Consider the following 9,121-nt stretch of genomic DNA (forward strand, 5'->3'; position numbering starts at 1 on the left):
ACCTGCTGAAGATCGGCCAGCAGCCGCGCGTTCGCCAGACCGCCCTGCTCGGGTTCGACGCCGGGCAGCACGCTCAGCGCCGGCAGGGGCCCTCGGCTGGACGCACTGGCCAGCCAGGCGCACAACTGCTGCGAGGCCTGCTCCAGAAACTCCTGCAGGCGCTGATCGAGCTGGTGCGGGCTGGCGAAGGGCAGGGGCGGAATCGCCCTCGGGGCTGGTGGCGCGCTAGCCAACGGCGGACGATCGGATCGTGCCATTCTCACCTGCAGGCTCGCGGAGCCACAAGCAACCAGGGCCTGCGGGAGCAGCAATGGCCAGCAGCGCCAGCCACGACGCCCCCGGCGACAAGCGGGTGCACTACAGCCTCTGGATGGAGCGCCTGCTGCGCTGCGCCGGCCGCCTCGGGGCCAGCGGCGAAATTCCGGTGGCGGCGGTGGTGCTCGATGCCGACGGCCGTTGCATCGGCTGGGGGGGCAACCGCCGCCACCACCGCCAGGATCCCCTCGGCCATGCGGAGCTGGTGGCGATTGCCCAGGCCAGCCGCCTGCTGGGCGACTGGCGAATGAACCAGTGCACCCTGCTGGTGACCCTCGAGCCCTGCCCCATGTGTGCCGGAGCCCTGGTGCAGGCCCGCCTCGGCACCCTGGTGTACGCCGCCCCGGACCCCAAGCGCGGTGGGGTGGGAGGAGCCCTGGATCTGGTGCGCCATCCCAGTGCCCACCATCACATGCGCGTGGTGGCCGGCGTGGAGGCCGAAGCTGCCGGCCGCCAGCTCCGGCGCTGGTTCAGACAGCGACGGCAGCCGGCCGATCCGATGCCGCACCCGGATGGAAGGCCGGCAGTTCGGTGCGGAACAGCTCCAGCAGGCGATCCACGTTCTCCGGCTGACTGTTGAAGCCCATCAGCCCGATCCGCCACACCTTGCCGGCCAGGGCACCGAGACCACCACCGACCTCGATGCCATGGGCGTTGAGCAGGTGCAGGCAGAAGGCCTTGCCATCCACGCCCTCGGGGATGCGCACCGTGGTGAGGGTGGGCAGACGCAGGTGCTCAGGGGCATGCAGGGAGAGGCCCAGATCTTCCAGGCCGGCCCAGAGCCGCTCGGCGTTGCGGCGGTGGCGGGCCCAGGCCTGCTCCAGCCCCTCCTCGGCCAGCAGCCGCAGGGCCTCGCGCATGCCGAAGTTCATGTTCACCGGAGCGGTGTGGTGATACACCCGGTCGCTGCCCCAGTAGCGGTTCAGCAGGGTGACATCCAGATACCAGTTGGGCACCTTGCCCTGGCGGGCTGCCATCTTGGCTTCAGCCCGGGGCCCCATCGTGAACGGACCCAGCCCGGGAGGGCAGCTGAGACCCTTCTGGCTGCAGCTGTAGGCCAGATCCACCTTCCAGTCATCGAGGTACACGGGCACGGCACCAAGCGAGGTGACGGTGTCCAGCAGCAGCAGGCAGTCGTGGGAACGGCAGAGATCGCCGATGCCATCCATCGGCTGGCAGATGCCCGTGGAGGTCTCGGCATGCACCATGGCCAGCACTGCCGGCCTGTGCAGCTTCACGGCCGCCTCGATCTCCTCGTAGGTGAAGGCCTCACCCCAGGGCCGCTCGATCGTCACCACCTCGGCGCGGTAGCGACTGGCCATGTCCACCAGCCGCAGGCCGAAGTAGCCCTTCACGGCCACCAGCACCTTGTCACCCGGCTCGAGGGTGTTGGCCAGGGTGGCCTCCATGGCGGCGCTGCCCGTGCCGCTCATGGGGATGGTGAGCCGGTTGTCGGTCTGCCAGGCATAGCGCAGCAGCTCCTGCACCTCACCCATCAGCTCCACGTAAAGCGGATCGAGGTGGCCGATCGGCGTACGGGCCAGGGCCTGCAGCACCGTGGGGTGGGCATTGGAGGGCCCTGGGCCAAGCAACAGACGATCGGGCGTGGCAATGGGCCCGAGCGCACGGCGATGGGCGTTGTTGACGGAGGGCAGCGCAGACAAGGGGCCGGGGGAGGACAAGGGGAACGTTCGGACTCAGATCCTGACAGTCAGCCTACGAAGCACCAGCGCAGGCCAACCGTCAGGAGGATGTCGGGAGGATTCAGCGGGCGCGCACGTTGCTGGCACCCAGCCCACGGCAGAGGTGCTCGAAGGGCGGGCGCACCACGGCGGCCAGGGCCGAGGGGTCAGCGTTGGCTTCGGCGGCCAGCAGCTCGCACACCACATCGCCCATCAGCGCAATGCTGCGCACCGTGGGGCCGGTAGGCACCCCGAGGCTCTTGTAGGTGTCGTCGAGGCCGTTGAGCACCCGCTCGTTGAGGATCGAGGCATCGGCGGCCACCAGGGCATAGCTGGCGTAGCGCAGGAAATAGTCCATGTCCCGCAGGCAGGCCGAGAGGCGGCGGGTGGTGTAGGCGTTGCCACCGGGCAGGATCAGCTCGGGGTCATCGAGCCAGAGCCGCTGGGAGGCCTCGCGCACGATGGCGGCGGCCTCGCGGTTGATCAGCTCCACGGCCCGCAACCGCAGGGCCGATTCGGCGTAGTAGGCATTGATGCGATCGATCGCATCCCGGTCGAGGTAGCGGCCCAGCTGGTCGTAGCGGCCGATCAGACCGGTGATGGCATCGCGCATGGTTCGAAAAGTTCGACGCACCTGCGCCGGAAGCTAGCACTCATGACTGGCCAGAACCCAGGCGCAGGGTGCGATCTGGCCGATCTGAGAGAAACAGTTACGCAAGCAGGCCTGGCACTTCGGTAGCAAGGGCTACAGGTTGACGGTTGGCAGGCTCCCTACCTTCCGGCCACGCCGCCAAGGGCCGGCACCACCCCTGCATTGCTCCATGGCCAAAACCGCTCAGGACGTCCTGCGTCAGATCCAGGACGACGGCATTGAGTTGATCGACCTCAAGTTCGTTGACCTGCATGGCAAGTGGCAACACCTCACTGTCCACAGGGATCTGATCGACGAGGACGCCTTCACCAGTGGGGTGGCATTCGACGGCTCATCCATCCGCGGCTGGAAGGCCATCAATGAGTCGGACATGGCGATGGTGCCTGACCCGGCCACGGCCTGGATCGACCCCTTCTACAGCCACAAGACCCTCAGCCTGATCTGCTCGATCCAGGAACCGCGCAGCGGTGAGCCCTACGGGCGCTGCCCGCGCGCCCTGGCCCAGAAGGCGCTCGAGTATCTGGGCTCCACCGGCATCGCCGACATGGCCTACTTCGGGCCCGAGCCGGAGTTCTTCGTGTTCGACGATGTGCGCTTCAACTCCGGCAACGGCAGCAGCTTCTACAGCGTCGATTCGATCGAGGCTCCCTGGAACAGTGGCCGTCAGGAGGAAGGGGGCAACCTGGCCTACAAAATCGCCCTGAAAGAGGGTTACTTCCCGGTTGGTCCCAACGACACGATGCAGGACATGCGCAGCGAAATGCTGCTCACCATGGCCAGTCTGGGGGTGCCGATCGAGAAACAGCACCATGAGGTGGCCACGGCGCAGCACGAGCTCGGCATGAAGTTCGCCGAGTTGATCCGTGCCGCGGACAACGTGATGATCTACAAGTATGTGGTGCGCAACGTTGCCAAGAAATACGGCAAGACAGCCACCTTCATGCCCAAACCGGTGTTCGCCGACAACGGCAGCGGCATGCATGTGCACCAGAGTCTCTGGAAGGGAGGCGATCCCCTGTTCTTCGGCGAGGGCACCTACGCCAACCTCTCCCAGACGGCCCGCTGGTACATCGGTGGCCTGCTGAAGCACGCCCCCAGTTTCCTCGCCTTCACCAATCCCACCACCAACAGCTACAAGCGTCTGGTGCCCGGTTTCGAGGCACCGGTGAACCTGGTCTATTCCCAGGGCAACCGCTCAGCAGCCGTGCGGATTCCGCTGACCGGCCCGAGCCCCAGGGCCAAGCGCCTGGAGTTCCGCTCCGGCGATGCCCTCTCCAATCCCTACCTGGGCTTTGCGGCGATGTTGATGGCCGGCATCGACGGTATCAAGAACCAGATCGACCCCGGCGACGGCACCGACCTGGACCTGTTCGAGCTCAGCGCTGAGGAGCTGGCGCGGATCTCCACGGTGCCGGCCTCCCTGAATGGGGCGCTCGAAGCCCTCGATGCCGACAAGCACTACCTGATGGAGGGTGGCGTGTTCAGCGCCGACTTCCTCAGCAACTGGATCGATCTCAAATACGAGGAGGTGCAGCAGCTGCGCCAGCGGCCCCATCCCCACGAGTTCGTGATGTACTACGACGCGTGAGGGCGGATCTGGGCCAGGGCGCTGTCGTGCAGATGCTTCTGGTGGGCATGGCGGGTGGCCCAGGCCCTGAGCTGATGCGCCGCATCAGCGGTGGGGTTGAGCTCGGGATGGCGGCTGATCTGGGCCAGCTCGGCGTCATGGCGACGCCGTTCGCGGCTGTGCTGCTGGGCCCAGGCCAGGAAGGTGGGGTCGGGTCGGGGCCCGCCAGGCGTGCTCAGTGGCAGCGGGATCGGCAGGGGACGGACAGCCATGACATCTCTTGGAGGGTTTCTCTACATCGAGTCTCGCCCAGGTCTGTAGCTATCAATACCGAAGTCGGTTTTCCTTCACAGATCGTGTCTGGCTGAGCCCTGGCCTGAGCCGGGGGCCAGGGCAGGGGCGGGATCTCTCGGCATGGTTTCCCCGTTGGCCGTGACCGMCGAGAGGCGACCGGCCAGCCGGGCATTGGCGGGGTGAAGCCGGTGGCCACGTTCAAGAACGCCCGCTGCCTCCAGAGGGCGACCCTGGGACTCCAGCAGGGCGGCCAACTCCAGGAAGCCGCGGGGGTGGGGCCTGGCCTTGGAGAAGATCATGGCGTAGAACCTGGCGATCGCCTGCTCCGGATCGTGCAGCACGCCCGCTTGAATGCTGGCCAGGTGCAGACGGCCGCGCTCGTCATCCAGGCGCCTCAGCAACCGCGTGGGCCAGCCGCGGAAACGGGACGCCGTATTCACGTACCAGTCGTCGTGACCACTGAGCTGCTTGAACACCCGGCGGAATCCCTGTTGCTGCATCAGCCGCAGGATCTTTTTCCGCTCCGGCGAGAAGTTGTGCTCGATGGTGAAGCAACGGAAGCGATAGCGATCCAGGGGGAGATGGCTGAGCACCATCAGCTCGGCCCCCTCCACATCCAGGGAGAAATAATCGATCACTTTGGGGGCGTTGTGCCGATCCAGCAGGTCTCCCAAGGTGATCGTGGGAACCTCGATCGTGTCGGTGAAGCCGGAACGGGGCTCCATCACCCGGCGCTCGCCCGTGGCATCCAGGCCGCCGTAGAGACCGTTGCAGGCAAAGCTCAGCGTGTCGCCGCTGCGGGAATAGAGGGCCTCAGCCACCACCGGAATCGAACGCCGGGCCTCAGCATCGCGCCGCAACAGGGGATTGGGCTCTCCTCCCAGACCCTTCCAGCCCATGATCTCAAGCAGCAGGGTGTTGGAGAGGCGACTGCCGTTAGCGAGGCCGAATTCGAGGAAATAGCCTGGCTTGGGACCCTGGCAATAGAGGGCAAACAGATCCTGCAGGCTCTGGGAATTGGTGAGCTGCTGAAAGGGCTCACAGAACTGCAGAAATCGATCCCGGGAATCGAACAGTCCCATCCCAAGCCGCCGCTCTGTCTGCGGCGCAGAAACTAGCACTGAGGCACAGCCTTTTAGCTCTTCAACCACCAGGCCAGCAGCAAGCCGGGGGTGCCCCAGCGCCACAGGCGCCAGAACCACACCTCCATGCGCTGGGGCGAGGCCAGCTCCCCCGGCAGCGGATCGAGCAGGCGCTGGGCCAGGGCCAGCCGCTGCCGCTGGCGGCGCTGCCGAACGCCGCTGACCCGCGCCGCCATGGCCGCAAGGGTCAGCAGGCCATCGAGATGGTGCAGCAGGGCCACGGGTCGCCGAGGCCCATGGACGCCGCGGCGGCGCAGACGGTGAGGCGGAGTCCGCATCGATGGTTCCAGCCCAGGTGCGCGGCAGAAGCGTCAGGATGGTTCAGCCGATGCAGTTTCGTCCAGTGGACACGGCTTCAACACGGCCCTCTGGGGTTTCGTCGACCACTGCAGGCGCTGGCTGGCCCGACGGGGCCGCCGACCAGGCCCGCTGCCTGCATCGCTCGCTCACGATCGGTGACCGCGACTGGCACGCCCTCAAGACCCAGCGCTGCCGCCGCGGCGCCGAACAGCTGGCCGCCGCCCTGGTGCAGCTCACCAGCTGCGATGATCCCCGCAGCCGTCAGAGCACGCCGGCCAGGCAGGAGGCCCTCGCCCTGGTGGAGCACGCCCTGCTCTGGTTGAGGGCCGAGATCAGCGACCCAGGCTGCCCCAGCCACGGCCGCTGAGCGCCGGCCGCAGCCGCTCACGCCTCACGGCCAGCTGCAAGCGGTTGCCGCGCGGACTCCAGCGCACGTCGTCAAAACAGTGGTGAATCAGGAACAGGCCCCGGCCATCGCAGGAGTCCAGGGCCAGGGGCAGCTGGCAGCAGCGAGCCGATTCAGGCACCCCAGGGCCCTCGTCCTGCACCTGCCACACCACCCAGCGGGGTGTCTCGATCCGGCGAATGCGCAGACACTTGGCCGGATCACAGCCATTGCCATGGCGCACGGCATTCACCAGAGCCTCCTGCAGCCCCAGCTGCAGCTCGGCCTGCAGCTGGAGGCAGCGCACAGGCTCCAGCAGCAACTCCACCAGAGGCGCCAGCTGCAGCGTGGAGGGAGTGATGAAATCAGACCAGCGAAGCGCCATCAACCGCAGGTTCTTGGCCTTGGTTTGACCCTAGATGGCAGGGGGTGGTGCCACAGGCCTGGGGCTTCATCGGTTGATGCGTTGTTGCAGGGCCGGCTGGTTCAGCAGCGCATCCATCAGGCGAACCCCCCGCAACTGGTTCACCAGGGGCATGTGGCCCTCAGGAGCGTCGATGGACCAGGCGAAGGAGCCTGGATAGCGGGTCCAACGCCCGTCCTGCTTCCAGCCCAGACGGGGCCAGAGCTGCTCCCACCGCCCCTGGCAAGCCTGCAGTAGTCGGCCCTGCACCGAGAAACCGAAGCGCCCGCGTGAATAGCAGACCCAGAGACGATCGAGCGCTTCGAGGTCTGGAGCCGGCATGGCAGGCACCTCGCTGTAATACACGTAGCCACGGGTCACCGCGGCGGCGCCGGCCAGCTCCCGCAGGATGGCACTGGTGAGGCGATCGGCCTCCTCAAAGGCCATCCGGGCCAGCTGCAGCTGCAAGGGGGCGTAGTCGATGCCTGTGGCACTGGACGTGGCCAGCCAGCCCTGGGGATGGAGGTCCAGAAAGGCCTGGGCCTCGGCGCTGGGGGTCTCCAGCAGCAGCTGAATCAGGGCGCCGGCAGCCCAGTCGTCGCCTGTGGCATCCAGGCCGGCCAGGTGATCGGCCAGCAGCGGCCGCAGTTCTGCGACCCGCTGCTGGACGGGGCCCAGCAGGGCGCGGCGCTGCCGGGCCGTGGCCGCCTGGAAGCGCTGGAGCAGATCCTCAGGGCTGACGTTGGCGGAAACCGGTGCGCCGGAGAGCATGGATTGAGCGTGTCTGAGCAGGGCCCGCTGGTTCCACTATGTCAGGCGGCAGCGAGGCCAGGAGACAGGTTGAGCGCCATGGTGGGGCCATTCCAGGGCCACTGCCTAGGATTGACCTTTGCCTCTTCCCCATGGGTGCAGCCATTCAGTTCTTCCGTGGTGTGGATGAACCGGTCGTGCCCGACATTCGGCTGACGCGCTCCCGGGACGGGCGCACCGGCCAGGCGATGTTCGTGTTCGAGGAGCCCCAGGCCCTGGCCCCGGAAACCATGGGAGACATCACCGGCATGTTCCTGGTGGATGAGGAGGGGGAGATGGTGACCCGGGAGGTCAAGGCGCGCTTCGTGAACGGCAAGGCCAGCGCCCTCGAGGCCACCTACACCTGGAAGACCACCACCGATTTCGAGCGGTTCATGCGCTTTGCCCAGCGCTATGCGGACAGCCACGAGCTGGGCTTCTCGAGCGGGGGCGGCGCTGAGCCCGCCGCTGACCAGGGCGAAGCCGCCAGCGACGCCCCCAGCGAGGACTGAGACCTTGCGGTTCGGCCAATGGCTCGGCCTGCTGGCCCTGGTGGCAGCCCTGACCCTGCTCTGGACCNTGNCKCYNAKASNCCTNCTCNNANCCCWGKWSRCGGMCKTGGTGGTGGCCATGGCCCTCTGCACCCTGATCGGCTGGATGCGGCAGCGGCTGGGATGCGGCCGTCCCCTCGCCGTGGTGCTCAGCCTCGGCCTGGTGTCAGTGGTGCTGGCGGTGCTGGCCACGGCCGTGATCCCACCCTTCATCGAGCAGTTCGGGGAACTGGTGTCGAAGCTGCCCGCAGCGGCCACCACCCTGCTGAATCTCACCCGCGACCTGATCTCCCGGGCCAGCCAGATGCTCTACGGCCGCAGTGATGGCGGCCTGGACTGGTTGCGCGAGGGTCTGTTCAGCGGCGGTGAACCCAGCAACCTCAGGGGTGGAGCCCTGCAGCTGCTGGGCCTGGCCGGCGGCCTGGGCACGGGCCTGCTGCAGCTGCTGTTCGTGGTGGCTGTGGCCCTGATGATCACCCTGCAGCCCCTGGCCTATCGGGAGATCGCCGTGCTGCTGGTGCCCTCCTTCTACCGGCGGCGGTTTCGCAAGGTGCTGGTGAGCTGCGGCGATGCCCTCAGCGGCTGGATGGTGGGCGTGCTGATCAGCTCCCTGTGCGTGGGGGTGCTGGCGGCGATCGGCCTGAGCCTGCTGGGGGTGAAGCTGGTGGCCGCCAATGCGGTGCTGGCGGGGCTGCTGAACATCATTCCCAACATCGGCCCCACGCTCAGCACCGTGTTCCCGATGTCGGTGGCGCTGCTGGACAGCCCCATCAAGGCCCTGGCCGTGCTGCTGCTCTATGTGGCGGTGCAGAACCTGGAGAGCTATCTGATCACCCCTTCGGTGATGCAGCACCAGCTGAATCTGCTGCCCGGCCTCACCCTCACGGCCCAGCTGCTGTTCACCGTGGTGTTCGGCCCGCTCGGGCTGCTGCTGGCCCTGCCCCTGGCGGTGTGCCTCCAGGTGGTGGTGAAGGAGGTGCTGATCCACGATGTGCTGGACCGCTGGAAGCGGCCGCCCCTGGCCAGCTGATGGCAGACGTG

Annotated in this window: 11 protein-coding genes and 2 pseudogenes; 5 read left to right on the forward strand and 8 right to left on the reverse strand. The window is 67.2% G+C overall.

Annotated features, from left to right (window positions below; translation table 11 throughout):
- Positions 1-233, reverse strand: a pseudogene (locus tag IQ216_RS08315) (aspartate aminotransferase family protein); the annotation flags it as partial.
- Between the two features lie 77 nt (positions 234-310).
- Here IQ216_RS08315 and IQ216_RS08320 point away from each other — a divergent pair.
- Complete coding sequence (locus IQ216_RS08320) at positions 311-895, forward strand: nucleoside deaminase (protein ID WP_228007296.1); 585 nt, start codon at positions 311-313, stop codon at positions 893-895.
- Here IQ216_RS08320 and IQ216_RS08325 read toward each other — a convergent pair.
- Positions 786-1,979 carry an alanine--glyoxylate aminotransferase family protein gene (locus IQ216_RS08325; protein WP_186699812.1) on the reverse strand — a complete coding sequence of 398 codons (1,194 nt, stop codon included), beginning with the start codon at positions 1,977-1,979 and terminating at the stop codon, positions 786-788. The genes IQ216_RS08320 and IQ216_RS08325 overlap by 110 nt on opposite strands.
- A 100-nt stretch (positions 1,980-2,079) precedes the next feature.
- Entirely contained in the window at positions 2,080-2,610 is a 531-nt protein-coding gene (locus tag IQ216_RS08330) for an allophycocyanin subunit beta (protein WP_193815116.1), read from the reverse strand.
- 208 nt (positions 2,611-2,818) lie between these two features.
- On the opposite strand from IQ216_RS08330, the gene glnA reads away from it, so the two are divergent.
- On the forward strand, positions 2,819-4,237 hold the full coding sequence (glnA, locus tag IQ216_RS08335) for a type I glutamate--ammonia ligase (protein ID WP_193815117.1): 1,419 nt from the start codon (positions 2,819-2,821) through the stop codon (positions 4,235-4,237).
- Here glnA and IQ216_RS08340 read toward each other — a convergent pair.
- The 3 genes from IQ216_RS08340 to IQ216_RS08350 all read right to left on the reverse strand — a co-directional run bounded on the left by IQ216_RS08340 (position 4,225) and on the right by IQ216_RS08350 (position 5,930).
- A complete protein-coding gene (locus IQ216_RS08340) occupies positions 4,225-4,488 on the reverse strand; it encodes a hypothetical protein (protein ID WP_228007297.1) in 264 nt (87 codons plus the stop codon). The genes glnA and IQ216_RS08340 overlap by 13 nt on opposite strands.
- 75 nt (positions 4,489-4,563) lie before the next feature.
- A complete protein-coding gene (locus IQ216_RS08345; protein ID WP_193815118.1) occupies positions 4,564-5,592 on the reverse strand; it encodes an FkbM family methyltransferase in 1,029 nt (342 codons plus the stop codon).
- A 53-nt stretch (positions 5,593-5,645) separates the two neighbouring features.
- Positions 5,646-5,930, reverse strand: coding sequence for a hypothetical protein (locus IQ216_RS08350; protein WP_193815119.1), 285 nt, complete (start codon positions 5,928-5,930; stop codon positions 5,646-5,648).
- Positions 5,931-5,980: 50 nt separating this feature from the next.
- Between IQ216_RS08350 and IQ216_RS08355 the strand changes: the two genes are divergently transcribed.
- A complete protein-coding gene (locus IQ216_RS08355) occupies positions 5,981-6,319 on the forward strand; it encodes a DUF6439 family protein (protein ID WP_228007298.1) in 339 nt (112 codons plus the stop codon).
- Here the strand turns inward: IQ216_RS08355 and IQ216_RS08360 are convergent.
- Positions 6,285-6,722: an ATP-binding protein gene (locus tag IQ216_RS08360; RefSeq protein WP_193815120.1), complete on the reverse strand. Its 438-nt coding sequence runs from the start codon at positions 6,720-6,722 to the stop codon at positions 6,285-6,287. The two genes, IQ216_RS08355 and IQ216_RS08360, sit on opposite strands and share 35 nt — an antisense overlap.
- Before the next feature lie 66 nt (positions 6,723-6,788).
- Complete coding sequence (locus IQ216_RS08365) at positions 6,789-7,511, reverse strand: GUN4 domain-containing protein (protein WP_193815121.1); 723 nt, start codon at positions 7,509-7,511, stop codon at positions 6,789-6,791.
- Between the two features lie 131 nt (positions 7,512-7,642).
- Here IQ216_RS08365 and psb28 point away from each other — a divergent pair, with 131 nt between their 5' ends.
- Positions 7,643-8,041: a photosystem II reaction center protein Psb28 gene (psb28, locus tag IQ216_RS08370; RefSeq protein ID WP_193815122.1), complete on the forward strand. Its 399-nt coding sequence runs from the start codon at positions 7,643-7,645 to the stop codon at positions 8,039-8,041.
- Between the two features lie 4 nt (positions 8,042-8,045).
- Positions 8,046-9,110: pseudogene (locus IQ216_RS08375) on the forward strand (AI-2E family transporter).
- The last annotated feature ends 11 nt before the right edge of the window (positions 9,111-9,121 follow it).

Origin of the sequence: Cyanobium sp. LEGE 06143 (assembly GCF_015207535.1) — a bacterium.
Taxonomy (GTDB): domain Bacteria; phylum Cyanobacteriota; class Cyanobacteriia; order PCC-6307; family Cyanobiaceae; genus NIES-981.

What these genes read in the sequence shown, in the direction of transcription:
- IQ216_RS08320 (WP_228007296.1), top strand. Translation starts at nt 311, where the DNA reads ATGGCCAGCAGCGCCAGCCACGACGCCCCCGGCGACAAGCGGGTGCAC.
- IQ216_RS08330 (WP_193815116.1), bottom strand. Translation starts at nt 2,610, where the DNA reads ATGCGCGATGCCATCACCGGTCTGATCGGCCGCTACGACCAGCTGGGC.
- glnA (WP_193815117.1), top strand. Translation starts at nt 2,819, where the DNA reads ATGGCCAAAACCGCTCAGGACGTCCTGCGTCAGATCCAGGACGACGGC.
- IQ216_RS08340 (WP_228007297.1), bottom strand. Translation starts at nt 4,488, where the DNA reads ATGGCTGTCCGTCCCCTGCCGATCCCGCTGCCACTGAGCACGCCTGGC.
- IQ216_RS08350 (WP_193815119.1), bottom strand. Translation starts at nt 5,930, where the DNA reads ATGCGGACTCCGCCTCACCGTCTGCGCCGCCGCGGCGTCCATGGGCCT.
- IQ216_RS08355 (WP_228007298.1), top strand. Translation starts at nt 5,981, where the DNA reads ATGCAGTTTCGTCCAGTGGACACGGCTTCAACACGGCCCTCTGGGGTT.
- IQ216_RS08360 (WP_193815120.1), bottom strand. Translation starts at nt 6,722, where the DNA reads ATGGCGCTTCGCTGGTCTGATTTCATCACTCCCTCCACGCTGCAGCTG.
- IQ216_RS08365 (WP_193815121.1), bottom strand. Translation starts at nt 7,511, where the DNA reads ATGCTCTCCGGCGCACCGGTTTCCGCCAACGTCAGCCCTGAGGATCTG.
- psb28 (WP_193815122.1), top strand. Translation starts at nt 7,643, where the DNA reads ATGGGTGCAGCCATTCAGTTCTTCCGTGGTGTGGATGAACCGGTCGTG.